Annotated in this window: 16 protein-coding genes, 2 rRNA genes and 1 pseudogene; 12 read left to right on the top strand and 7 right to left on the bottom strand. The window is 66.8% G+C overall.

The window, feature by feature from the left end; genetic code table 11:
• The 9 genes and pseudogenes from AC1AYD_RS06140 to AC1AYD_RS06100 all read left to right on the top strand — a co-directional run.
• Positions 1-240 (top strand): 23S ribosomal RNA (locus AC1AYD_RS06140); the annotation flags it as partial.
• A gap of 160 nt (positions 241-400) precedes the next feature.
• A 5S ribosomal RNA gene (gene rrf / locus AC1AYD_RS06135) occupies positions 401-517 on the top strand.
• 363 nt (positions 518-880) lie between these two features.
• The gene (locus AC1AYD_RS06130; RefSeq protein ID WP_476544840.1) at positions 881-1,939 is read left to right on the top strand and encodes a GNAT family N-acetyltransferase; all 1,059 of its coding nucleotides are present in this window, start codon (positions 881-883) and stop codon (positions 1,937-1,939) included.
• 157 nt (positions 1,940-2,096) lie between these two features.
• Positions 2,097-2,411 (top strand): DUF2469 domain-containing protein, encoded by a 315-nt coding sequence (locus tag AC1AYD_RS06125; RefSeq protein ID WP_163196996.1) that lies wholly within the window; start codon positions 2,097-2,099, stop codon positions 2,409-2,411.
• 289 nt (positions 2,412-2,700) lie between these two features.
• Positions 2,701-4,434 (top strand): annotated as a pseudogene (locus AC1AYD_RS06120) (histidine-type phosphatase); the annotation flags it as partial.
• Between the two features lie 252 nt (positions 4,435-4,686).
• A complete protein-coding gene (locus AC1AYD_RS06115) occupies positions 4,687-5,892 on the top strand; it encodes a phosphatase PAP2 family protein (RefSeq protein ID WP_476544842.1) in 1,206 nt (401 codons plus the stop codon).
• A gap of 228 nt (positions 5,893-6,120) precedes the next feature.
• Positions 6,121-7,725, top strand: a complete 1,605-nt coding sequence (locus tag AC1AYD_RS06110) for an NAD(P)/FAD-dependent oxidoreductase (RefSeq protein WP_476502709.1) — start codon at positions 6,121-6,123, stop codon at positions 7,723-7,725.
• Positions 7,726-7,927: 202 nt separating this feature from the next.
• Positions 7,928-10,075: a transcription termination factor Rho gene (gene rho / locus AC1AYD_RS06105; RefSeq protein WP_476544839.1), complete on the top strand. Its 2,148-nt coding sequence runs from the start codon at positions 7,928-7,930 to the stop codon at positions 10,073-10,075.
• Positions 10,076-10,451: 376 nt separating this feature from the next.
• Positions 10,452-11,744 (top strand): ABC transporter substrate-binding protein, encoded by a 1,293-nt coding sequence (locus AC1AYD_RS06100; protein ID WP_476544838.1) that lies wholly within the window; start codon positions 10,452-10,454, stop codon positions 11,742-11,744.
• A 267-nt stretch (positions 11,745-12,011) separates the two neighbouring features.
• Here the strand turns inward: AC1AYD_RS06100 and AC1AYD_RS06095 are convergent, their stop codons facing one another.
• The 5 genes from AC1AYD_RS06095 to AC1AYD_RS06075 form a co-directional block, all read right to left on the bottom strand.
• On the bottom strand, positions 12,012-12,938 hold the full coding sequence (locus tag AC1AYD_RS06095; protein WP_476544837.1) for a glutamate cyclase domain-containing protein: 927 nt from the start codon (positions 12,936-12,938) through the stop codon (positions 12,012-12,014).
• Positions 12,939-13,119: 181 nt separating this feature from the next.
• Positions 13,120-15,291 carry an acetyl/propionyl/methylcrotonyl-CoA carboxylase subunit alpha gene (locus AC1AYD_RS06090; RefSeq protein WP_476544836.1) on the bottom strand — a complete coding sequence of 724 codons (2,172 nt, stop codon included), beginning with the start codon at positions 15,289-15,291 and terminating at the stop codon, positions 13,120-13,122.
• A gap of 155 nt (positions 15,292-15,446) precedes the next feature.
• A complete protein-coding gene (locus AC1AYD_RS06085; RefSeq protein ID WP_476544835.1) occupies positions 15,447-17,675 on the bottom strand; it encodes a 5-oxoprolinase subunit B/C family protein in 2,229 nt (742 codons plus the stop codon).
• A 16-nt stretch (positions 17,676-17,691) separates the two neighbouring features.
• A complete protein-coding gene (locus AC1AYD_RS06080) occupies positions 17,692-18,453 on the bottom strand; it encodes a LamB/YcsF family protein (RefSeq protein ID WP_476544834.1) in 762 nt (253 codons plus the stop codon).
• A 32-nt stretch (positions 18,454-18,485) separates the two neighbouring features.
• Positions 18,486-19,349, bottom strand: a complete 864-nt coding sequence (locus tag AC1AYD_RS06075) for a putative hydro-lyase (protein WP_476544833.1) — start codon at positions 19,347-19,349, stop codon at positions 18,486-18,488.
• Between the two features lie 220 nt (positions 19,350-19,569).
• Between AC1AYD_RS06075 and AC1AYD_RS06070 the strand changes: the two genes are divergently transcribed.
• The 3 genes from AC1AYD_RS06070 (at position 19,570) to AC1AYD_RS06060 (ending at position 23,724) form a co-directional block, all read left to right on the top strand.
• The gene (locus AC1AYD_RS06070; RefSeq protein ID WP_476544832.1) at positions 19,570-20,517 is read left to right on the top strand and encodes an aminodeoxychorismate lyase; all 948 of its coding nucleotides are present in this window, start codon (positions 19,570-19,572) and stop codon (positions 20,515-20,517) included.
• Between the two features lie 109 nt (positions 20,518-20,626).
• Positions 20,627-21,073, top strand: a complete 447-nt coding sequence (locus AC1AYD_RS06065; RefSeq protein WP_165784867.1) for a chorismate mutase — start codon at positions 20,627-20,629, stop codon at positions 21,071-21,073.
• 302 nt (positions 21,074-21,375) lie between these two features.
• Positions 21,376-23,724 (top strand): hypothetical protein, encoded by a 2,349-nt coding sequence (locus AC1AYD_RS06060; RefSeq protein WP_476544831.1) that lies wholly within the window; start codon positions 21,376-21,378, stop codon positions 23,722-23,724.
• Between the two features lie 227 nt (positions 23,725-23,951).
• Here the strand turns inward: AC1AYD_RS06060 and AC1AYD_RS06055 are convergent, their stop codons facing one another.
• Both AC1AYD_RS06055 and AC1AYD_RS06050 read right to left on the bottom strand, forming a co-directional pair.
• Complete coding sequence (locus AC1AYD_RS06055; RefSeq protein ID WP_476502699.1) at positions 23,952-24,260, bottom strand: hypothetical protein; 309 nt, start codon at positions 24,258-24,260, stop codon at positions 23,952-23,954.
• A gap of 101 nt (positions 24,261-24,361) precedes the next feature.
• Positions 24,362-24,565, bottom strand: a complete 204-nt coding sequence (locus tag AC1AYD_RS06050; RefSeq protein WP_476502698.1) for a hypothetical protein — start codon at positions 24,563-24,565, stop codon at positions 24,362-24,364.
• Positions 24,566-25,086 lie beyond the last annotated feature (521 nt).

Raw genomic sequence — 25,086 nt, 5'->3', positions numbered from 1 at the left:
GACCTGGGTGGACGAACCTCCGGTACGCCGGTTGTCACGCCAGTGGCACCGCCGGTTGGCTGCGTTCGGAAGGGATAACCGCTGAAAGCATCTAAGCGGGAAGCCCGCTCCAAGATAAGTATTCCCAGGGCCCTCCGGGGCCTGAGACCCCCCATGCAGAACACGTGGTCGATAGGCCGGACGTGGAAGCCCCGCGAGGGGTGGAGCCGACCGGTACTAACGGGGAAGCGCGACACACTCAATCCCAACCCATGGTTGGGACGGCATCAACCTCTTCTGCGAATGCACGCGACACGGAGCAACCGTGACGTCACAACCCAAACGATCAACATGAAGCGTCCACCATCCGGTCCCCAAGCCACCAGCATCCAGGGAGGAACATCCCTGATAAGAGAAGATTTGCGGCGGTCATAGCCCAGGAGAGACGCCCGGTCCCATTCCGAACCCGGAAGCTAAGACCTGGCACGGCGATGGTACTGCACCCGAGAGAGTGTGGGAGAGTAGCACGCCGCCGCATCCACACGATAAGGAAGGCCCTTGGTCGAGCAACAGCTCCCAAGGGCCCTCGCATATCTACAGACACACGCCATCACCCCCTCAGCCCGCCTCGCGGGCAGCTCCCCCTCACAAGGGGAGCAGAGGGAGGAACCACAACAACAGGTGACGGACCCCCTCAGCCCGCTTTGCGGACAGCTCCCCCTTGGAGGGGCGCAAAGAAAATGCAGGGGAGCAAAAGACGACACCAAGAGGGAGCACAAGAAGAAGGAGTGCTCAGGGGGTTTTCAGGGTTTATGCAGACGAGTACGATAGTTTCGTCAATGATTGGCTTCAACGAGGCGATGCCGATCAGGCGAACGAATGCGAGGGAATGGACAAGGAAATGACTGAGCACACGGAAGCATCGGTGACCGAGCCGCGGCGAGACCTGCCGGAGCGCATCGTGATTCCGCCCATCCGCGGCGAAATGGTGCACCTGCGCCCCGCCACCGTGGAGGACCTGCCCAAGCTCGACGAGCTCGAGGCCTTCAGCGGCGCCACGAAGATCACCGGCAAGGATGAGGCCGCCGAGCGTGCCGTCGTACACGCGTGGGTCCGTCGTTCCGTCGCGTGGACGGAAGGCCAGGCCCCCAGCGAATCCGGCGTGGGCGATCCGGAATCCCGTCGCACGATGGCATGGGCGCTGCTCACCGACGCCGATCATGACGCCGATCACGAGGTCGACGCCGCGGCTACCGGCAACGTCATCGGCATGATTTTCCTCATCGACATCGACGGATGGTCCCGGTCCGCACGCATCCAGGTCATCCTCGGCAAGGACTATCGCGGCCGCGGCTACTCGCGCGACGCGATGCCGCGCGTCATGACCTACGGCTTCGCACCCGAACCCGCCGGCCTCGGCATGCACCGCATCTGGGTGGCCGTGCCCGAACAGAACTCGCGATCCGTGTCCGTCTACCAGTCGCTCGGCTTCGAACCGTCCGGCACCTCGCGCGACGCGCTGTGGGATCCGGCGAGCGGCAAGTACCAGGACCTCATCGTCATGGACACCCTCGTCGACGAATACGATCCGATCCGCTCGCTCGACGCGTTCGGCATGCACGTCATCGAGGACAATCCCGGCGTGAAGGAGGCGCTGAGCGCGCGTGAGCACTCGATCGCCATCCAGCAGCGTCGACGCGACGGTGCCGATGCGGTGGACGGCGCGACGCGCGCCGACGACGCAATCGCGCCGAGCCGCGGCGACGCACACCACATGACGCCGGACGAGGCGCGCGAACGGCTCGGACTACCGCCGAAACAGGCGGAAGCGGCGGGAACGCACGCCGGCGAGACGGACGAGGAAAGCAACTGGCCGTACGGTCAGAGCGAACGCAAGACGTCCAAAGAAGCGTGGTGGCGCACGCTCGGCCGCGGGCGCAAACGCGAATCGGAAAAGTGACGCGTCGCGCCGGGAACCGCCGCCGGCGGCGGAACGGCGCAAAGGACCGGGCTATCGGTACAGTGGTAGCCGGTAAAGTACGACCGACAGGACGGGCCGCATCGGCGACGGGAACGTCGCGATGCGGCCATTGGTTTGAGAAGGACAAGCGATAGACATGAGTGCCGAGGATCTCGACAACTACGAAACCGACGCCGAACTGGCGCTGTACAAGGAATACCGTGACGTCATCAAGCTGTTCACCTACGTGGTGGAGACGGAACGCCGCTTCTACCTGGCGAACAAGGTGGACTTCAACGTGCGTTCCGCCGGGCAGGACGTGTACTTCGACGTGCAGCTCACCGACGCGTGGGTGTGGGACGTGTACCGTCCGAGCAGGTTTGTGAAGAACGTGCGCATCGTGACGTTCAAGGACGTCAACGTGGAGGAAGTGCAGAAGTCGGATATCGACATTCCGGACGATATCCACTGATTCTGAGCGAGTGCGGCCGGACTGAGCGGGGTCTACCCCTCAGTCGGCTTTCAGCCGACAGCTCCCCTGCAAGGGGAGCCGAGAGATGGCGGCTCGAGATTTGAGCGGGACGGGATGCTCCCTCAGTCGGCCTTCGGCCGTCAGCTCCCCCTGAAGGGGGCGCAAGGGAGCAGGGAAGGACGTCGCCCGGCGTTCATGCGGGGGTGGGGGAGAGTTCAGACGGTTCACCTCGCCGACGCGTGTCCCGTTCGATTTGCCCCGATAGAACGGGGGCATGCGTATAGAGAGAATCCACAGGGGAATCATAGGTTCCGTCGCGGGTCTCGCCGCGTTGGCCACGCTGATGGCCGGCGGCGTGACCGCGCCGATCCCGTCCGCCGCCGCGTTGTCCGGCGACGGCCAGTACTACAGCAGCAAGCAGCCGTACGTGGCGCCGAGCGACGAGACCATCGCCGCCTACAGCACGGCCCCGGCCGGCTACGAGCCGATCTACACCGAGTCGATGGCCCGCCACGGCTCGCGCGGCCTGTCCAGCTACAAGTACGACGCGTTGCTCAAGAAGATGGCCGAGGCCGCGGCCAAGGACGGCGGCTTCAAATCCGACGCCATCCGCGACGAGTTCACGAAGAACCTCGACGCCATCACCGCCGCCAACGTGGAGAACGGCTACGGCATGCTCACCGGCCAAGGCGCCGACCAGCATCAGGGCATCGGCGCACGCGCCTACCAGCGCAACAAGGCGCTGTTCGACGCCGCCGCGAAGAGCGGCGACGACGCGGCCATCGCCTACCAGACGTCCGGCGAGGCGCGTGCCACCGAATCCGGCGAGAACTTCGCGCGCGGATTCGACCAGGCATCCGGCGGCGAGCTCAAGGACAGCACCGTCACGCCCGCGGACCCGGCCGGCACGACCGGCGAGACCGCCAAATTCGACAAGACGCCCAACACCCTCTACTTCCACAAGAGCGAGAACCCGGACGGCACCACGAAGACCGGCGACGCGCTGAAGATCGCCCAGGAATACGAGGACTTCGTCGCCAACGACAAGACCATCGCCGGCGCGGAGGACACGATCGCCGCCGACCCGCAGCTCACCCAGGCCGCCCACGACCTGCTCTCGCGGATCTTCACCGACGACTTCCTGAACAAGCTCAAGGCCGGCGACTACACGTGGTACAACACCGCCGACGGCACCAAGGGCGGGGCCGTCAACTGTGCGCCCGGCGCCGATCCCGCCAAGGACGCCGACGCGTGCGGCGAGGCCAAGAAGAAGATCGCCTCCGAATACGACGCCGCGATGGACCTGTACAACCTGTACATCATCGCCGCCGACATGAAGAACGAGAACACCGGAAGCCACACGTTCGACTTCGACCAGTACTTCACCGGCGACCAGGCCAAGGACGCCGAGCTGTTCGCATGGGCGCTCGACGCCGAGGACTTCTACGAGAAGGGCCCGAGCCGCGCCGGCCAGAACGAGACGTACAAGATCGCGCAGCCGCTGCTCGACGACTTCTTCAACGCCATCGACAAGCGCGTGGCCGGCGGGAAGACCGTCGCCACGTTCCGCTTCGCCCACGCCGAGACGATGATGCCGTTCGCCGCGCTCCTCGGCCTGCCCGGCTCCACCCAGCAGGCGCCCGACAGCACGACCGACGTGTACACCTACGCGAACAACAAGTGGCGCGGCGAATCGGTCACTCCGATGGCCGCCAACGTGCAATGGGACGTGGTCGCCAAGCCCGGCAACGATCCGAAGACCGGGCGCGCCTACACGCCGCTCGTGCGCATGCTCTACAACGAGACCGAGATCCCGTTCCGCGACGAATGCATGCCGATCGCCGAAGGCTCCCACTGGTACAAGCTCACCGAACTCAAGACCTGCCTCAACGCGGACCAGAACGGCAAGCACGCCACCCTCGGCGACGCCGCCCGCCTGACCGACGGGTCCAACCCGCTCGTCGGCCTCACCTCCGAATTCGGCACCTACTGGCAGGCGCCGCAGTTCAACGACGACGGCACGCTGAAGAGCGCCGGCAAGGTGCTCAACAAGCAGGTGCTCGCCGAGAACGACGAGAAGGTCGTGGCCATCAACCATGCGGCGGCCCAGGGCGCCACCAAGGACACGCCCAGCCCGCAGCAGCAGCGCGCCCTGTCCGACCGCGACGCCGACCAGGACGTGGCCACCGCCTTCAAGGACGGCTTCGGCCCCGTCATCGGCGAATACTTCGCCGAAGGCTACAACGACGGCAGCCTCAAGGACGTCGCCGACATCATGAACGGCAACGGCTGGTCCGGCAACCCCGCCAAGAACGTCAACCAGTCGCCCCGCCCCTATGTGGACGACCGGTCCACATGGGCGCCCATCAAGGACGAGACCACCGGGTACAACGCGAACACCGGATCCAACGATCTCGCCGGACTGGCCAAGCGGCTCGACATCACCAAGGTCCCCACCAACGCCGACGGCAAGGCGCCCGGCTCCGACGGCAAGCTCCACTCGCCCGACTATCCGAAGAACTCCTATGAGGGCTCCTTCCCGTCCGGGCACACCAACAAGGCGTACTCGCGCGGCGTGGTGCTCGCCGTCATGGTGCCGCAGCTCGCCCCCGAGATCCTCGCCCGCACGTCCGAAGCCGGCAACAACCGCATCGTGCTCGGCGTGCACTACCCGCTCGACGTGATCGCCGGCCGCATCGGCGGCCAGGCGTCCGTGGCCGAGTACATCAACGCGCATCCCGACGAGTTCCGGGCCGCGGCCAAGGAACTCACCGACTACCTCACCGCGCGCTGCAAGGCCGACGGCCACGGCGACACGCTCGACCAGTGCATCGCGAACACGGGAGCCGGCTCCTCGCATGGCTACACGAACGCGTTCACCGACGAGGTCTCCACCAAGCCGGTGACCGACCGCGCCTCCGCGCTCGCCGCTTACCAGGCGCGCATGACCTACGGCTTCCAGCGCACCACCGCGGCCGGCAAGACGTTCGCCGCGCCGCAGGGCGCCTCCGCGCTGCTCGCCGCCGCCTATCCGACCCTCACCGACGTCCAGCGCGATCAGGTACTCGCCAAGACCGCCATCGACTCCGGATATCCGCTCGATTCCTCGTCGCAGGGATGGCAGCGCATCGACCTCGCGCTCGCGCTCAGCGCCAAGGTCTCGGTGAACCGTTCCGGCGACGTCGTGGCCGTCGAGGCCGCCGACAAGCCGTCCGTCGTGACCGTCGCGGACGGCGGCAACGGCGGCAACGGTCAGCAGTCCGGCCAGAACAGTCAGAACGGTCAGCAGAACGGTCAGCAGAACGGTCAGTCCGGCCAGAGCAAGCCGCAGAACCAGGCTTCCGGCAGCCGCAAGTCCGTCGCGCTGTCGCGCACCGGTGCGGATGTGTCCGGAGCCGCGTGGTTCGCTGTCGTGGCGACGGCGTTGGCGCTCGCCGGCGTCTCGATCCGCCTGTGGCGCGATCGTCGGGTCCGTCGCTGACGGTGTGACGGTACCGGCGTGAGGATGCGGCCGTCTCGTTCCTGCGGACGAGACGGCCGCATCGTTTGTCGTGTGGTTTCGCCGTTTGCCGTTCGCCGTTTCGCCGCGACTTCCGTCACGTTGTGGCGACGATGATGGGGATGATTCTGTGTGTATCCGCACATGTGCGGCGTGCGGTTCCGGGCGCTCCGGTAGGATATGCGTGATTTTTGTTATAAGGAGATGAACGTGACCGACAAGCAATCCGTGGTGATCATCGGCGGCGGCCCGGCGGGCCTGACCGCGGCATGGGAGCTCATCAAGGACGGCGGCGCCGACAAGTATGACGTCACCGTTCTGGAGGAGACCCGCGAATTCGGCGGTATCTCGCGCACCGTGAAGCATAACGGCAACCGCATGGACATCGGCGGCCACCGTTTCTTCTCGAAGGACGACCGCATCATGGACTGGTGGAAGGACGTCCTGCCGCTGCAGGGCGCGCCCTCCTACGACGACAAGAAGCTCGGCCGCGAGCACGACATGGAGCCGGGCGGCCCTGATCCGGAGAAGGAAGACAAGGTGATGCTCAAGCGCCACCGCGTCTCCCGCATCTACTGGAATCGCCACTTCTTCGACTACCCGATCTCCCTGAGCCCCAACACGCTCAAGGCGATGGGCTTCAAGCTGACCATGGTCGCCGGCTTCTCCTACCTCAAGTCGATGATCCACAAGCTGCCCGAGGACAACCTCGAGAACTTCTACATCAACCGCTTCGGCCGCAAGCTGTACTCGATGTTCTTCGAGGGCTACACGGAGAAGCTGTGGGGACGCCACCCCTCCCAGATCTCCGCCGACTGGGGCGCGCAGCGCGTCAAGGGCCTGTCCATCCTCGGCGTGCTCAAGAACGCGTTCCAGAAGCTCATGCCCAAGAAGCGCTCCAACGCCGAGGTCGAGACCTCCCTCATCGAGGAGTTCTGGTACCCGAAGTACGGCCCCGGCCAGCTGTGGGAGACCGTCGAGCACAACTGCGAGGCCGCCGGCGTCAAGGTCGTCACCGACGCGAAGGTCGTCGAGGTCCGTCAGGACGGCGGCCACATCACGTCCGTCGTGACCGAGGACTCCGAAGGCAACCGCAACGAGCTCACCGCCGACCAGTTCATCTCCTCGATGCCGGTCAAGGACCTCGTCAACGCGATCGACGCCGGCCGCGAATCCGTCGACGGCACGCACGCCCCCGCCGACATGGTCGAGGTCGCCAACGGCCTGCCGTACCGCGACTTCGTGACCGTCGGCCTGCTCGTCAAGCACCTGCGCCTCAAGAACACCACCGACATCCCCACGCTCGGCACCCCGCAGATCGTGCCGGACTGCTGGATCTACGTGCAGGACCCGGGCTACAAGGTCGGCCGCCTCCAGATCTTCAACAACTGGAGCCCGTACCTCGTCAAGGACGTCGACAACACCGTGTGGATCGGCCTCGAATACTTCTGCGAGGAAGGCGACGCCTTCTGGAACATGAGCGAGGAGGAGGCCACCAAGTTCGCCATCGCCGAGCTCACCCGCATGCACGTCATCAACGGTCCCGCCGACGTGCTCGACTCCCACCGCGAACGCGTCAAGAAGGCGTACCCCGCCTACTTCGACACCTACTCCCGCATGGACGAGCTCGTCGAATACCTCGACGGCTTCGGCAACCTCTACTGCGTCGGCCGCAACGGCCAGCACCGCTACAACAACATGGACCACTCCATGGCCACCGCCATCGAGGCCGTCGGCAACATCAAGTCCGGCAAGACCTCGAAGAAGAACGTGTGGTCGGTCAACACCGATAAGTCCTACCACGAACAGAAGTAGTCGGTAAGGCACGTCCTGCATAGCCCCCTCGGTTCCCCGAGGGGGCTTTTGCGTTGGTCGGCTCGACGTTGTAGAGTGAGTGCAGTTCGCGGGCATTGCATTGCGGCGAACGTTTCGTAGCGGCCAAGGCCGCAATCACATTTCAGGCGCGTGCCGGTGCGGTATGCCGTAACGGTGGGCGCTGTGGAAAGGTAAGAACACCGTGGCCAATAGCCAGAATCTTGAGGATATGAAGCTGCCGGAGCTCAAGGAGCTCGCCAAGCAGATGGGTCTGCGCGGCACGTCGACCATGCGCAAGCCGGAGTTGCTCGCCACGCTGCAGGCGGCGCGTTCCGGAGGTGCGGCTCCCGAAGGCGTCACCGTGCGCGCTCCGAAGAAGACCACGAAGTCCTCCGCCAAGACCGCCGCCAAGAGCGCGAAGACCGCGGCGAAGTCCGACGAGCAGCCGGCCGCCGCGACCGAATCGAACGCGGCCGAACAGGCCTCCGCCCAGACCGAGGCCCCCGTCGCCGAGTCCGCGACGAATCATGAATCCGCCGAATCCGCCCAGACCGAGGCCCAGCCGGCCGCCCAGACCGCGGAATCGCCGATCGACGCCATCGACTTTCCCGCGCCGAAGTCCCGTCGCAGCGCGCGCAGGAACGACGACGAGGAGCGTCCCGCCCGTCGCGACCGCCGCACCAACGCCGCGGCCGACACCCCGCTCATCGACACCACGCACCTGCTCGACACGCTCGACCTCGGCAAGGCGACCGACGAGCCGGAACATCCGCGCGGCCGTCGCCACACCATCGACGAGAACGGCGACGAGATCATCGTCGCGAACGTGCGTCGCCGCCGTCGCCCGTCCGAGGAGAAGGAGCCGCAGGAGGAGGTCGTGCGCGACCTCGACGACATCCTCGCCACGCTCCCCACGCAGGACAACGCCCCGCGCAAGGACGACGAGGAGGAGCCGCGCCGCGGCCGGAACGACCGCAACATGCGCGGCGAGCGTCGCGACCGCGGCGACGCGCGCGACGATCACGCGGATCGTCGCGGCCGTCGCCTGCGCGGTCGCGGACGCGACTTCGACGATCGCGACGACCGCCGCAACAACCGTGACGACCGTCGCGACGCCGATCGCGACGTGCGCGACCTGCGGTTCGACGATCGCGGCGACCGCAACATGCGCGGCGACCGCGACGCCCGCGGCGAACAGAACGACCTCGTGCCGGTCGCCGGCATCGTCGACGTGCTCGACTCCTACGCGTTCGTGCGCACGTCCGGCTACCTGCCGGGCCCGAACGACGTGTACGTCTCGATGGGACAGGTCAAGAAGTACGGTCTTCGCAAGGGCGACGCCGTGCACGGCGCCATCCGCGCGCCGCGCGAAGGCGACCGCCGCAACCAGCGTCAGAAGTTCGTGCCGCTGCAGTCCATCGATTCAATCAACGGGATGACCGTCGAGCAGGCGCTGAACCGCCCGCAGTTTAGCAAGCTGACGCCGCTGTACCCGCAGGAGCGACTCAAGCAGGAGACTACGCCGAACAAGCTGACCGGCCGCATCATGGACATCGTCTCGCCGATCGGCAAGGGTCAGCGTGGCCTGATCGTCTCCCCGCCGAAGGCCGGCAAGACGATTACGCTGCAGAACATCGCCAACTCGATTACCGCGAACAACCCGGAAGTCCACCTGATGGTCGTGCTCGTGGACGAGCGTCCGGAGGAAGTCACCGACATGGAGCGCACCGTGCAGGGCGAGGTCATCTCCTCGACCTTCGACCGCCCCGCCTCCGACCACACCACCGTCGCCGAACTCGCCATCGAGCGCGCGAAGCGACTTGTGGAGCTCGGTCAGGACGTGGTCGTGCTGCTCGACTCGATGACCCGACTCGCGCGCGCCTACAACATCGCCGCGCCCGCCTCCGGCCGCATCCTTTCCGGCGGTGTCGACGCGCAGGCCCTGTACCCGCCGAAGAAGTTCTTCGGCGCGGCCCGCAACATCGAGAACGGCGGCTCGCTGACCATCATCGCGTCCGCGCTGGTCGAAACCGGCTCCAAGATGGACGAGGTGATCTTCGAGGAGTTCAAGGGCACCGGCAACATGGAGCTGCGCCTGTCGCGCGAACTCGCCGACAAGCGACTCTTCCCGGCCATCGACATCAACGCGTCCGGCACGCGTCGCGAAGAGCTCATCACCGCGCCGCAGGAACTGCCGGTCGTCTACCGACTGCGTCGACTGCTCGGCGGCATGGAGCCCGAGCAGGCATACCAGACGCTCGTGCCGCGCCTCAAGAAGACCGCCACGAACCGCGACTTCCTCGCCGCGATCGTGCAGCAGACCGGCGGCGGCTCGGTTAACGGCAACTGAGTTAGGGAGCCGGTCGGCTGGGTTGCTGGATTGGCCGGTCCTGCCGGTCCTGCCGGTCCTGCCGGTCCTGAACCGCCGGTGACTACCCCTCAGTCCGGCTGCGCCGGCCAGCTCCCCTGACAAGGGGAGCCGAGGACATCGTGAGCCCCGTCCGTGACGATTGTTACGGACGGGGCTTGTTCGTTTCGGGGGGATTACCGGTGAGTGCACCGCGTTTCCGCGGGTTTTCGGGCGTCACCGGGCGGTTACACGGGAACAATGCGGCCGAATCACGCGCCTCGTACCGTCGGGAACCAAGATTCAAGCGAACGGTTCATACGAATCATCAAGCGGGAATCCCGACATCACGAAGCATAGAGAGGAACGTGATGAGGCTATGAGGAAGACACGAACGAAGAACACGACGCACACGAGGATCATGGCGTTGACGGCGCTGGTCGCCGCCGCGGCGATGGCGCTGGCCGGCTGCGGCTCGGCCGGCTCGGGCGATTCGGGCGCGAGCGGGTCGGGCGGCGCGAGCGGCGGCTCCGGCGCGTTCCTGGCGGCCGGACTGTTCCCGTCCACCGGTTCGATGGCGTACATCGGACCGTCCAACGTGGCTTCGCTGAAACTCGCCGTCGACGACATCAACGCGGCAGGCGGCGTGCTCGGCAAGGACGCGTCCGGCACCACCGCCGACACGTCCGACGCGGACCACGCCGACCAGAACACGGCCGCCGCGCAATCCGTGCTGAGCAAGAACCCGTCTGTCGTGATCGGCCCGCCGTCCAGCTCCGTCGTCAAGAACAGCTACAAGCAGGTGACCGCGGCCGGCGTGCCGATGATTTCCAACGGCGCCACCTCCACCGCGTTCAGTGGCCTCAACGACCTCTTCTTCCGCACGATTCCGCCGGACACCGTGCAGGGCGCCGTGCTCGGCCAGGTCATCGCCCAGGCGGGCGTGAAGAACCTCGCCATCACGGTGTTCAACGACGAATACGGCACGTCGCTGCGTGACGTCGTCGTCAAGACCGTCGAGAACGCGGGCGTCAACGTCGTCTACGGCGAGAAGGACACGTTCGATCCGACCGAGACGAATTTCTCGTCGATCGCCACCGCCGTGAAGGCCGCCAAGCCGGACGCCGTGCTCGTCATCGCGTTCGACCAGACCGTCTCGCTCGTCAAGGCGCTGAAGACCGCCGGCATCGACACGCACAAGCTGTACATGACCGACGGCAACACCGTCGACCATTCCGACGACTTCGAAGCGGGACTGCTGGAAGGCACCGTCGGCACCATCCCCGGCGCGCATCCGACCGACGAGTTCCAGGCGCGCGTGAAGAAGATCGACCCGAAGGTCAAGGACTTCACCTACGCGGCCGAGACATACGACGCGGTGATCCTCGCCGCGCTCGCCGCGCAGAAGGGCGGCGCGACCGACGGCAAGACCGTGGCCAAGAACCTGCCCGCCGTGTCCGGCGTGGGCGGCGGCGAGAAGTGCGACTCGTACAAGGCGTGCCTCGCGCTGCTGAAGGACGGCAAGGACATCCAGTACAAGGGCCAGGCCAGCATCGGACCGTTCAACGACGCGCACGACCCGTCCACCGCGTCGATTGGCATCTACAAGTTCGACGCGAACAACAAGCCGGTCTTCGACCACGCGCAGGAGGGTTCCGTGCCGAAGGCGTGAGTCGGGTGATCGCAGTCGCGGGAAGTTGCGCGTTCGCGGTGATGGACCGCGAGTCCGCAGCGACGAAGAGGCGGTTTCCGGGTGATTCCGGGAACCGCCTCTGTCGCGTCTGGGGGTACGGGAGACCCCCTCAGTCGGGCTTCGCCCGCCAGCTCCCCCTGCAGGGGGAGCAAGAAAGCCGGAATGTGGCGTATACACGATTCCTTTGCGCCCCCTTGAGGGGGGGAGCTGTCCGCGACGGCGGGCTGAGGGGGTGAAGACGCGCGCTTACGCCGCGAGGGCGCTGAGGGCGTCGATTTCGGCGTAGTAGCGGTCCGGGTCGAGACCGTCGACGGTGGCGACGTTGGTCATGTGGACGCCGTCGAGGCCGCCGTGCGCGACGATCGTCGCCAATGTCTCGCGATGCCACGCGGACTTGAGATACGGGTCGATCGCCGGCTGTCCCATTGCGCGCATCGCGCAGACGAGCGCGTGCGCGCCCCAGTTCGACGTTCCGGACACGATGAGCTCGTCCGTCGCCACACGGCACGCGATCTTCTCGCCATGGTCGACGACGCCCTCGATCGCGTATTCGGCGACGCGGCCCATGCCGATCTCGTTGCCGCCGTCGCCCACGCCGATCGTGTGCAGCTGCAGCTGCGTGAGCCGGCTCAGCGGCGCCGTCCACTCGGTGATGTCGATGCCGCGCATGTTGCGCGGATGGCCGTCCGCCGCGGGTCCGACGCGTTCGATGTAGATGATCGTGTCGATGTCGTTCGCCTTCGCCAGGTCGATGACGCCGTTCATCCATCCGTCGAACCGGTCGCGCACCGGCGCGATGAGGATGTGGTCGTCCGGCAGCATCATCGCTGCGCTCGGGCGGATCACCGATTCGCAGCAGTCGTCCGTGACGAGCCACGCGTCGCCGCCGATCGCGCGCAACGCCATGCACACCTCCAACGCGCCCAGCGGTCCGTCGGTTTCGGCGGCCGGGACCTGGGCCTTCGGGATATAGAAGCCGGTGACGACGAGCGCCTTGGCCGGTTTCCCGGTGACGAGCTGGCGCGCCGCGCGGAACAGGTCGCCGCGCGAGAACGTCATCAGCGTCTCCGAGCCGCGGCCCACGTCGCGGCTCGCCAGGTTCGCGATCTTCGCGATCCGCGGGTAGAAGCGCCAACTCGCGAGGTTCGCGATTGAAGCGGTATTGCTGTCCATGATGATTCCCTTCTCTTGTGGTGTACACGGAACCCCCTCAGTCGGCCTGCGGCCGCCAGCTCCCCCTCAAGGGGGCGCAAAGCAGTCACCGTTTCCCTGCGCCCCCTTTCAGGGGGAGCTGTCCGCGATAGCGGACTGAGGGGGTGCCTACTTTGGCCCCCCTCGTCAGAGGGGGCCAAGGTCAGCGGACCTCGCCTAATTGGCCGTCGAAGGCGACGGAGTCGCCGGGTTTGGCTTGCTGGTGGACGGTTCCGGCGATGGGGGCGTCGATCTCGGTCTCCATCTTCATCGCCTCGACCACGACCACCGGGTCGCCGGCGGCGACCGTCGCACCGTCATCGACGAGCCAACGGACCACCGTGCCGGTGATCGTCGAACGGATCGCGCCGGCCGGTCGCGCATCAACACCGGGCGCGCCCGCGGTACCGGCGATGCCGGACGCGGGTGCGGCGGAACCCGCGAGGCCGCTCGCACCATTTGCGCCGGCGAGGCCGCCGACGCCAGCGAGCGACGCGGCGAGCGTGGCGGGCAGGCCGAGCCGCATGCGTCTGCCATCCAGTTCAATCCACGCATTGACCGGTTGCGGCGCGACGCCGCGCGCGCCGGGAGCGCCGGACGCGAGCGTCGCGGCGTCCGTGCGCGGCAGCAGGTCCTCTTCGATCCATCGCGTGTAGACGCGGAAACGATCAGAGGAGGGCGTCGCGGCGTCACGTGCGTCGGTGATATCGCGGGAGTCGGGTGCGACACCGGTGGTATCACGGGAATCGTGCGTGACGGTGGTGATATCACCGGAGTCGCGCGCAACCGTGGTGATATCACTGACGGGCATTGCGGTGAAATCGGGGTCGTTGATGACCGTCTCGTCGAACGCCTTGACCGTCGGAACGCCGTCGATCTTCAGCTCGGCGAGGGCGCGACGCGCGCGTGCCAAGCACGCGGCGCGCGTCGGCGCCCACACGACGAGCTTCGCCAGCATCGAATCGAACTGGTCAGGCACGATCGAACCGGCCTCGACGCCCGTATCGAACCGGATGCCGGGACCGCTCGGCGCGCGCAGACCGTCGATCGTGCCGGGGAACGGGACGAATCCGCGCGACGGGTCCTCCGCATTGATGCGGAACTCGATCGCGTGACCGCGGGAGGGGAAGGCGGGAGTTCCGGCGGCGTCGGCTGCGGCAGGAGTGCCGGCTGCGGTAGGCGTGCCGGTCGTGCCGGGAGCGGCGGGAGTGGCAGGAGTGCCGGCTGCGGTAGGCGTGCCGGTCGCGGTGATTGTGCCGACGGGCGGCAGACCGGCGTCGGCACGGGCCCGCGCGACGATGTCCGCCGCGGACTCGCCCTCGGCGATCGCGAACTGCGCTGCCACCAGATCGACGCCGCTCGTCACCTCGGTGACCGGATGCTCCACCTGGATGCGCGTATTCACCTCCATGAACGACATCGTGCCGTCCGGATCGACCAGAAACTCGACCGTGCCGGCGCTCGTGTACCGCGCGCGCTCGCAGATCGCGACCGCCGCGCGCTTGAGCCGGTCCTCGGTCTGCGGCGCGAGGAACGGGGCGGGCGCCTCCTCGATGAGCTTCTGATTGCGGCGTTGCAGCGAACAATCGCGCGTGCCGACGGCGACCACGCGGCCGGCACGGTCGCCGAGCACCTGCACCTCCACGTGACGTGGGCGGGCGAGGAAGCGTTCGATGAAGCAGTCGCCGTTGCCGAACGCGACCTCCGCCTCATGCGTGGCCGAGACGAACGCCTCCTCGACGTCCTTGAGCTCGTGGACGACCTTGAGGCCGCGCCCGCCGCCGCCATACACGGCCTTGATGGCGAGCGGCAGACCATGCTCGCGGGCGAACGCGACCACCTGCGCCGGGTCGTGCACCGGTTCCGTCGTACCCGGGGCCATCGGCGCGCCAACCTCGGCGGCGATGCGGCGCGCCTCCACCTTCGAACCGAGCATGCGGATCGTCTCCGGGCTCGGGCCGATCCATGTGAGTCCGGCATCGATGACCGCCTGCGCGAAGTCCGCGTTTTCGGAAAGGAAGCCGTAGCCGGGGTGCACGGCGTCCGCGTGGGCCTTGGTTGTTGCGATGTCGACGATTTTCGCGATGTCGAGGTAGGTGTCCTTCGGGGTCACGCCGTCGAGCGCGTAGGCTTCGTCGGCGAGATGGACGAACAGGGCGTCCGCGTCCGGGTCGGCGTAGACGGCGATGGCTGTGCGACCCGTGTCATGGCACGCGTGGATGATGCGCACCGCGATTTCGCCGCGGTTCGCGACGAGGACGCGGGAGAGACGGGGGCGGGTTGGTGTTGGTGTGGTGGGTGTGGCTGTGGCTGGTGGGGTTGACGTGGTAGACATCGGAAGGTGCTTCTTTCGCGGGGTGTACGTGGACGTGTGGATAGGGTGTACGTGGACGTGGGCTGGTGCTGTGGGCGGAATCGGCCCCCTGACGAGGGGCCATCCGCGAAGCGGACTGGGGGAGAGACCGGCTGACCAGTGCGGTGGTCTACCCCTCAGTCCGGCTTTCGCCGGACAGCTCCCCTGTCAAGGGGAGCCGGGTCGTGGGTGGGGGTGTTGATGGTGAAACGGACTTGGGCGCCGGGCGGGAGTTGGCCGGCGGTGGCGAGGGCCGCACGGGTGAGCACGGCGATCACCGGGTAGCCGCCGGTCACCGGCTGGTCGCGCAGGAAGATGAGCGGCAGTCCGTTGCCCGGCACCTCGATGCTGCCGGGGACGGTTGCCTCGCTTTTCAGCTCGGCATGTGGGTCTCGGCGTTCGATGATGGGGGAGCCAGAGGATACGGCCGGCGCGGTGGGTGCGGCTGACGTGTGCGGCGCGGACGATGGGATTGGCCCCCTCTGTCGAGGGGGCTGTCGGCGAAGCCGACTGGGGGAGAGCACGGCCGGTACGGCCGATGTATCGGCTGGTGTGGAGGCTGCCGCTGGTACGGAAGACGGTGCGGCGAGGCGGAGGCCGACGCGGTTCGACTGGGCGGTGACGGTCCACGTGGTGCCGAGGAACGTGGCGATGCCGGCGTCGGTGAACCAGTCGTCGCGCGGGCCGAGCGTGACGGCGAACTCGGTGGGGGCGGGCGCGGCAACGTCGGTGCCGGCGTTGGCGGCGACGCGCGGCAGATCATCCGGCCACGGCTGGGGCAGTCCGATGGTAGCGATGGGGTAGGGGAGTCGGGAGAGGGGATTGACGGGGAGGAGATCGCCGGGCTTGAGCGGGGCTGGACCGATGCCGCTCATCGTGTCGGTGGAGGCGGAATCGAGAATCGTGGGGACTGCGAATCCGCCGCGCACGGCGATGTAGTCGCGCAGGCCCGCGGTGGGGGTGCCGATCGTCACGGTCTCGCCGTCGCGCAGCAGGAACGCCTCCTGACGGGTGATGGGGAAGGCGGGCTCCGGATTGCGGCGGATGCCGGTCCGACGACCATCCTCACCCGGCTTGTGTCGGGAACTTTTGTCGGTATTGGTGTGCGTGAAGGTGATGGTGATGGGGGCCGGGGCGCCGGTGACGGCGATGGTGAGGTCGCCGTGGGCGGTGAACGAGGCATTGCCGGCGGTCAGCTCGATGACCGGGGTGTGCGCGGGATTGCCGACCAGCTCGTTCGCCAGATGGAAGGTCCGCGGGTCCGCCGCGCCCGAACCGGTGACGCCCATTTCGGGCGCGTTGCGGCCGGCGTCTTGGAACGTGGCGAGAATGCCGGGATTGACGACTTCGAGGGCGGCAGGAGTGGCAGATGCGGTGCCGGCGGGACTGACCAACCGACCACCCCCACCCGCTCCGCGGGAGCCCCCGCCAGCGGGGGCGGAGAAAGGGGCGTTATGCATGGTCGAGCCGTCAACGTGCATGGTTGAGCCGTCAACCTGTACGGTTGAGGCGGCATCATGTAGGTTTTCCGATGCGACGTGCAGGTTTTCCGGGGCAACGTGTGGGGTGTCGTGCTGAAGAGCGCGCCGGACCGTGGCTTCGGCGCGCGCCGGCGTGAATCGTACGGTGTCGCCGGGGCGGAGGAGCGCGGGCGGGTTCATGGCATCGTTCCACATCGGAACGGAGGTTCTGCCGATGAGCTGCCAGCCGCCCGAACTGGCTCGCGGGTAGACGCCGGAAAACGTGCCGGCGAGCCCCACCGACCCCGCAGGAACGGCCAAACGCGGCGCTTTTCGGCGTGGCACGTCGAAGATCGGGTCGCCGTCCACGAGGTAGTCGAAGCCGGGCGCGAACCCGCCGAACGCGACCTTCCACGCGTGCCCGGAGTGCCGCGCGACCACCTGTTCAGGGCTGATGGCGAGCAATTTGGCAACGTTCCCAAGGTCCTCGCCGTCATAGACGACCGGAATCTCCACGACCCGCGCATCACGGGTCTTCAGCACCCCACCGTGCAGGTTCGTGATTTTCGACTGCAGGATACTTCGGAAATCCTGCACGTTTGCCCCCAAACCATGCACATTCATCGGCGAACCATGCACGTTCGCACGGGAACCATGCACATTCGTCGCCGCAATCGCCGCAATCAGCGGGTCGAACGCCACATACACCGTGCGCGCCGCCGGCAGCACCGTCGTCACCCCGTCGAAAGCCGCCGCTTCGATCGCCGCATACAGTTCCAGCGCGGCGTGCAGATCGGCGCATTCGACGATCATCGCCGTTTCGCCGCAAGGCAGGAACCGCAGCGCATCGGGGTTCGTGGCGTCATCCTTCACGCCGGTCGTGGCGTCGGTTCCAGCGTCGGTCATCGCGCTCACCGTCCCCTCACGCCGCGAACGGACGAATCGTCACGCCGTCGGCGGTGAGGCGCTCGCGGACCGCCTTCGCGAGCGCGACGGCCGCCGGCGAGTCGCCGTGCACGCATACCGAGTCGGCGTGGATCGGCACGATCGTGCCATCGATCGCCTTGACCGTGCCATCGGTCACCATGCACGAGACGCGCGCGGCGACCGCATCCGGATCGGCGATGACCGCGCCCGGCAGGCGACGCGAGACGAGCGTGCCGTCGGGCGTGTACGCGCGATCGGCGAACGCCTCGCGGAACACGCGCAGTCCGGCGGCCTCGGCCACGCGGCCCACCACGGAACCGGGCAACGTAAGCAGCGCGAGTGCGGGGTCGACGGCGCGGATCGCCTCGACCACCGCACGCGCCTGCGCTTCGTCGGTGACGATCCGGTTGTAGAGCGCGCCGTGCGGTTTCACGTACCGTACGCGCGTGCCGGCGGCCTTCGCCATACCTTCCAACGCGGCCAGCTGGTACATCACGTCCGCAGTGAGTTCGTCGGGAGTGTCGTCGACGTATCGGCGGCCGAATCCGGCGAGATCGCGGTAGGCGATGTGCGCGCCTACCGCGACGCCGTTCGCCGCCGCGTTTCCCAGCGTGCGGCGCATCACGATCGGGTCTCCGGCGTGGAAGCCGCAGGCGATGTTCGCGCTGGAGACGACGGTGAGCAGCGATTCGTCGTCGCCGAGCTTCCAGCGTCCGAAGCTTTCGCCCATGTCGCTGTTCAGATCGATGGTGGTCATGTCCGTATCCGTCCTTTCCGATTGCGCGTGGCTCACACCATGTAGTCGAGGTCGCGTTTCGAGGTGATGAGCATGTGGCCGGGCGCGTGGGTGATTGCGAATGGCGGTTTCGAGGCCATCGCGGCGGCCTGCGGGGTCACGCCGCACGCCCAGAAGACCGGCACGTCGCCGTTTTCGAGGATTGGGGCGTCGCCGTAGTCGGGGTGCGTGAGGTCGGTGACACCGATCGCCGCCGGATTGCCGACGCATACGGGCGCGCCGTGCACGGACGGGTAGTAGCCGGAGATGCGCACCGCGTCGGCGACCTGCGTGGACGGGATGCCGCGCATCGAGACGACCATGTTCGCGTGGAACGCGCCGGCCGGGCGGCAGGCGATCGACGTGTCGTACATCGGCACGTTGCGGCCGGCGGTGATGTGCCGCACCGGCACGCCCGCCTCCATCAGCGGGAATTCGAACGTGAAGCTGCATCCGATCACGAACGTGACGAGGTCGTCGCGCCAATAACCGGTGATGTCCGGCACTTCGGCGACGAGCTTGCCGTGCTCCCACACGCGGTATAGCGGCACGTCGGTGCGGATGTCCGCGCCGGGGCAGGTGACCGGTTCGGTCTCGCCCGCCTCCATCACCTCGAGCAGCGGGCATGGTTTCGGATTGCGCTGCGCGAACAGCAGGAAGTCGAAGGCGAGGTCCTTCGGCAGGATCATCAGATTCGCCTGCGCGTAGCCTTTCGCGATGCCGCAGGTCGGGCGCACGAGTCCGTCGCGGAAGGCGAGGCGCGCGGCCTCCGGGGTGGAATCGGCGTTCAGTGCGGGTGCCGGGTCGTCGGCGGTTCCGGCGGTTTCCGTGGTTTTCTCGGTCTCCGTGATTCCGGTCTTGTCTGCGATTGCGGTCATGACATCCCCCATTCCTGTGCTGTCCGACACGATACGGTCGTGCCGCGTTACGGTTCATGTCCGTTTGTGACTGTTGCATTTCGACCGTGCTACGCGGCTTGTTCCACATGAAACAATCCGCGGTTAGGTTGGGCGCGGATAACGGAATCCGGCGGATGGGCCCGGCAACGGGCCCGACGGCGGGACGACAGGACGACGGAATGGAAGGGAAGAGAACGAGATGAGTTCGATCGTGCTGGGAATGGGCAACGGCAAGGCGATGTTCGGCGACGAGAAGGTGAGCGACGCCGATCTCATCACGCTGGTCGACCCGAACGGGCTCAACATCAACGCGTTCGATCTGAGCGTGCTGCGCGGCGACGGCATCTTCGAGGCGACGACCGTGTGGAAGGGGTACCCGGTCTCGTTGGAGAACCATCTGCGCCGTCTCGCCCAGTCCGCGGCGATGGTCGACCTGCCCAAACCGAACTTCGACGCGATCACGCGCGGCGTCGAACAGGTCATCGACGCGTACGACGACCCCGAACCGGGCCCGCTGCTGCGCATCATCGTCTCGCGCGGCCTCGATCCGGACACCGGCGTGGGCAAGGCGTCCGACCGCACGCCCACCGTCTTCATCTTCCTCGACGCGAAGGGCACGCTGCACGAGACCGACCCGATCACGATGGCCTCGATGACGCGCGGCTACCCGTCGGACATCACCGAACGCGCGCCGTGGCTGCTCAACGGCGCGAAGACGCTCAGCTACGCGTTCAACTGCGCCGTGCACCGCGAGTGCGCGCGCCGCGGCGTCGGCGACGCCGTGCTCTACACCGAGGACGGCTACACGCTCGAATGCCCGAACTCGTCGATCGTGGCCCGCTACGGCGACACGTTCGTGACGCCCGACCCGTCGATCGGCATCCTCAACGGCACGTCCCAGCGCGAACTGTTCGCGTGGGCGCGGCAGGAGGGCAAGTCCATCGAATACCGCAAGCTGCCGATCGCCGAACTGCGCGAGGCCGACCGTCTGTACATGACGCACGGCGGCTGGATCATCCCCGTCAACGAGCTCGACGGCCGCGCGCTCGACTATTCGGCCGACGAGATCGCCCAGGCCAACGAGGCGATCCACACCGGCCGCACCCACGACGACGCCCTCACCATCGGCCCGGACTACCGGTACTGAGGGTTCCGGCTGTTCGGGGTTTTCCTGCGCCCCCTTGAGGGGGGAGCCGTCCGGCGCACGCCGGACCGAGGGGGTGCCCCGACAGTCCGGTTGGAGTAAGGTAGCTCGTATGACTGAAACGACGAGCACGACCGCATCCGAAGACGGCGGCGACTGGCTGAGCGCCACCGTCACCCGCAATCCCGGCGAACACGCCACCGTCATCGACTCCGCGAAGGCCGCGGAGGATCCCGAGACCGCCGAAACCGTGGCGAAGATCAAAGCGCTGCGCCAGTCCATCGACAACGTGGACACGGCCATCGTCTCCCTGCTCGCCGAACGCTTCAAATACACGTCGCAGGTGGGCGTGCTCAAGGCGCGCGCCGGCTTCGCGCCCGCCGACTACAAACGTGAGGACTACCAGATCGAACGCCTCCACCGCATCGCCGTGGCCGCGGGTCTCGATCCGGACATCGCCGAGATGTACCGCGAATTCGTCGTCACCGAGGCGAAGAAGCGCCACCAGCGCATCGCCGAGGCCGGGGGAGACCCGGGCGTGCTGGACGTCTTCGCCTGATCTCTCCGTTTCCCCAGGCGGCTGCGCCCGATTCCATTCGACTATGCGACGGCCGAGTGCACTCACCGGTCGACTATATTTACTGACGTACGCGCGATGAGGCCGCGACACCATGCCGGTGCGCGGCCTTTCGCGTGAGAAGACGGAACCATACGACACGCGGGCGCCGGGAATCCGGTACAAGGATTCCGGCCGCCGGATTCCCGTGGGAGGATGCCGGTAACGGGACACCGGAAACGGGAACGTCGGCAACAGGAACACCGGAAACATGAACACCGGAAACAGTTGGGAGGTGAGGTGCCATGGGCCACGCTACGGACCGCCGCCGCAACGCGTTGACCTGCGCGATCGCGGTCGTCGTCGCGGCGGCGCTCGCCTTGGGCGGCGCGGGCGGCTCGGCGGCGCTCGCCGCATACCACGCCATCCCGGCGCTCGCCGGCCACGACGTGCTCACCGTGACCGAGGTGGGCGGCGGCGCCGGCGCGTTGTATCTGACGGACGGCGGCGACGCGGCGTCGGCGGCATCGCGCGCGGTCACGCGCGTGCGCGCCGGCGCGCGACGGCTGCCGGTCGGCGCGCACGTCACCTATTCGCTCGACGGTCCGAACGTGAGCCGCGAGAAGGTCGCCGGTTCCAGCGGACTCGTCGGCGTGCACATCGAACTTTCACCGTCGTTGTTCGGCGGCGATGCGGCGCGCGCCATGCGATCGCGGCGCATGCTCGTCGCGTTCACGATACCGACTCGCGTCGCCGACGACGTGAACGCGAACCATGACGCCGTCATCACGACGCAAGGCTCGAGTACCGTCGTCGCCGCCCTGCTGCGCGTCGGCGAACGCCTCGACTGCTACATGACCGCGGAGAAATTCACGATGGGCGATCTCGTCGTCGCCTCGGCCGGTGACTCCAACGACGTCTCCGCGCTCGCCACGACCGCCGCGGCGATGGGCGACGGAACGCTGGATCCGGATTCCGGTGCCGGGAACGGCGGCGGTGACGGTGCGGGAGCCGGGAATGCGGGCGCGCATCAGGACCTCATCGACAAGCTCACCACGCTGCGCGACCTCGAACGGTCGCTCGCCACCAGCGAAATCGCCGCGAAACAGGCCGATTACGACAAGGCGTTCGCCGAATACATGACCGCCTACGTCGGGTCGTACACGAACCACCTGTCCGGGTCGATCGGGTCGTCGACGCAGCTGACCGCCCTGATGGGCACGGCCGGCGAACTCAGCGGCGACACTCCGCTCGCCGCCGCCGTGCTCGGCGAGGCGGACGCGACCGACGCGCTCGCCTCCGCGCACCAGCACACGGGCGCCGCCGACGCGCTCGACCAGGTGATTCGCATCGTGCGCACGCAGGGTACCACTGGACTCGCCGACACGTTGCGTCGTCGCGCCGGCGAAGAGACCACCGAAGGTGCGAAGGAGTACGCGGCCGGGCAGTCGCAGCTCTCGCAGGCGATGATCCCGTATTCGATGGCCTACACGGACGCGTACACGAAGCACTTGAGCGAGCTGACCGGCGGGACGTCGGCGGAGGCGTCCGTGCATGCGGGCGAGGCGAACGAGGCCACGGCGAAGGAGTTCGGAATCACCGGCGTCGGCGGTGATGGTGGCGATGCTGGTGCCGGTGCGGCGGATGGTGGCGCCGCCGGTTCTTCCGGTAATGCGCATGCGGATGATACTGCGAAGGTGGATGCGGCGATGGCTGCGCTCGCCGCGGCGCGCGAGCGTACCGGCGCGGGTAGTGCGTATTGGCAAGTGCTGCTGCGATTCGCGGGGGAACTGAACGGTTCGGGTTCGGCTGGTTCCGGCGCGGGTGCTGGCGTGGCTGATGGCGATACGACTGGCGGCAGTGACGGTGCTTCTGGTGACGGTGCCAAGAGTGCGGGGGCCGCATCCGGTGCCGCGTCGGCGGGACGGTTCGTTGATCGTGCCATGGCCGGCGACGACTCGCTCGCCGCACGCGCCGAGACGACACGTCTACGGCGTCAGGCCGCGGCCGAGCGTCGCGCCGCGAAACAATCGAGCGACGACGTGACGACCACCGTGGTCGACGAGAACGCGGGCAAAGCCGATGCCGGCGACGTGATGAAGTTCGCCGGCGGTGTGCCGGGCGTCAGCGGCGGGAAGTCGGATTCGAACGGTTCGGGCGACTCGGCCGGTTCAGCTGGTTCGGATGATGCGGCGGACTCGGGTGACGCGGCTGGCTCGGGCGATGGTGCGGCGGATGGTGCATCCTCGGCGACGGGCACGGCGGGTGACGCGACGAAGTCGGCGTCGGATTCGTCCTCTGCGGCCAGCGCGGTGGCATCCGCGCTGGCGCAACTGTCGCCGTACATCGGCATGAACGGTGCCGCCGGTGCGGCGGGTTCGGGTGCGGCGGGTTCTGCTGGTGCCAGTGGTTCCGGCACGCGTCTCGTCATCGACACCACGCAGCTCATCGACGATGCCGCGTCGCTCGGCGACGCCGGCGCACTCATCCAAACGCTGCTCGCCAATGCCGACGTTCAAGCGAAGCTGGGTGGCAGGACGTCCGGTGCCGCGGACGCTGCGGGTGCGGACACCGCGGGTGCCGCCGACAACACGTCCGCTGCATCCGCCACGGGCTCCCTCACCCGTTTCCTCATCATCCAGCCCGGCCTATGAGCTCCGCGCATAAATAACCCCATGATGCGGTAACCACACCCGTGCAATACCTCCCACCGTGCGGTGATTCTCCCATGGTGCGGTAAATCCCTCATGGTGCGGTGCGCGAAAATGGCGGAATTCCAACGTTGTGGAGAAAGTGTGTTGCCGCACCATGGGAAGGCGGAGCCGCATGTGGGCCGCGCATGTGGGCTACGGAAGCAATGCGGATGTGAAGAAAATGTGTTTTAGACTTTTTTAGAGTTTTTAGATTCTTTAGACTTTTTTAGATTCCTTGGCACTTCAGAATCGTTGGTTCCGTCGTCGGGATTTTTAGCACTGCCTCGAATCGCTCGGATGATGGAGGCACCGGCAATGGCGACTCCGGCGGCACCACCGAGAATAGCCGCGGCACTTTGCCCGTTAAGCAGTCCTACGATACACACAATCCATGGCAGCGTGGATGACGCTATCGATGCGACGATGACGGCAGTTACGTCTCCAAGTACCAGACGCGAATCGTTGGTGATATTGGCATTCAGCTGTGCTTTCGCCATACCCACGATTTCTCCGGGAAGAGCTGGATCTATGCGATGGTATGCTTCCAACGTTTCGGGAGCCGGCAACGGTCCTGAGAAACGTCGTTCCAATACGAGGTTCAGCTCTTGGGGGTCATGTCGTAGGAGTTCATCGATTGCGTCAAGCTCCTGCCTACGGCGGTCCAGGATTCCGCCATCAGATTCCTGTTCCGGAGTTCTTCGCGGCGGTGGTGCAGTATGTCCATCGGCATCGGTCTGGTCACGATGTCCAGCCCACGCAGAGTGCCGGTTGATATGGCTTTCAGCATCGTTTTGGCCGTCATAGGCATCTCCTTCGTTGTTGGTTTCGATAGTACCCTCTTGCTGATCGTGTGGAGGATTATCGGGCGCTGGCTTCTTTACTGTACCCTTCCTTTCCGTGGATTCCGTGATTCGGTAGCCGAACATTGGGTGGTACGGACAACGGTAAAGGAGCAGGGATGGGAGAGGGAATCTTATCGGAAGGATGTGGATAATGCCCTCCGGACGCTTATTCCGCAACGATGCGGTACCTCTTGCAGGGATGTGGATAACTCAGGCGGTGCGTTATCGCCCGGAATAAGAGAGGGGCTCCGACCGGGTGTAGTGGTCGGAGCCCCTTGAGGTGAGGTGGGTGGAAGGGTTGGGCCTTCTTGCCCCCCTCAGTCCGGCCTTTGGCCGGACAGCTCCCTCTGAAAGGGGGAGCGGGAATCGGATGCGCGGAGCGCGGGTCTTTGGCGCCTGTGGCGCCTGTGGCGCGGTCTCTCCCTCCGGCGCTGCACGCCACCTCCCTCATCAGAGGGAGGCAAAGGGCAGGGACACTCGC

Source organism: Bifidobacterium sp. LH_426 (genome assembly GCF_056356875.1).
The sequence above is the reverse complement of the archived record's forward strand: the minus strand, read 5'-3'. Positions and strand labels throughout refer to the sequence as shown.

Bases quoted from the DNA above. Each gene is read 5' to 3' on its own strand.
- AC1AYD_RS06130 (WP_476544840.1), top strand. From the start codon at position 881: ATGACTGAGCACACGGAAGCATCGGTGACCGAGCCGCGGCGAGACCTG.
- AC1AYD_RS06075 (WP_476544833.1), bottom strand. From the start codon at position 19,349: ATGACCGCAATCGCAGACAAGACCGGAATCACGGAGACCGAGAAAACC.
- AC1AYD_RS06065 (WP_165784867.1), top strand. From the start codon at position 20,627: ATGACTGAAACGACGAGCACGACCGCATCCGAAGACGGCGGCGACTGG.
- AC1AYD_RS06095 (WP_476544837.1), bottom strand. From the start codon at position 12,938: ATGGACAGCAATACCGCTTCAATCGCGAACCTCGCGAGTTGGCGCTTC.
- AC1AYD_RS06090 (WP_476544836.1), bottom strand. From the start codon at position 15,291: ATGTCTACCACGTCAACCCCACCAGCCACAGCCACACCCACCACACCA.
- AC1AYD_RS06085 (WP_476544835.1), bottom strand. From the start codon at position 17,675: ATGACCGACGCTGGAACCGACGCCACGACCGGCGTGAAGGATGACGCC.
- AC1AYD_RS06125 (WP_163196996.1), top strand. From the start codon at position 2,097: ATGAGTGCCGAGGATCTCGACAACTACGAAACCGACGCCGAACTGGCG.
- AC1AYD_RS06060 (WP_476544831.1), top strand. From the start codon at position 21,376: ATGGGCCACGCTACGGACCGCCGCCGCAACGCGTTGACCTGCGCGATC.
- AC1AYD_RS06050 (WP_476502698.1), bottom strand. From the start codon at position 24,565: ATGACGGCCAAAACGATGCTGAAAGCCATATCAACCGGCACTCTGCGT.
- AC1AYD_RS06100 (WP_476544838.1), top strand. From the start codon at position 10,452: ATGAGGAAGACACGAACGAAGAACACGACGCACACGAGGATCATGGCG.
- AC1AYD_RS06070 (WP_476544832.1), top strand. From the start codon at position 19,570: ATGAGTTCGATCGTGCTGGGAATGGGCAACGGCAAGGCGATGTTCGGC.
- AC1AYD_RS06115 (WP_476544842.1), top strand. From the start codon at position 4,687: ATGAACGGCAACGGCTGGTCCGGCAACCCCGCCAAGAACGTCAACCAG.
- AC1AYD_RS06080 (WP_476544834.1), bottom strand. From the start codon at position 18,453: ATGACCACCATCGATCTGAACAGCGACATGGGCGAAAGCTTCGGACGC.
- AC1AYD_RS06055 (WP_476502699.1), bottom strand. From the start codon at position 24,260: ATGGCGAAAGCACAGCTGAATGCCAATATCACCAACGATTCGCGTCTG.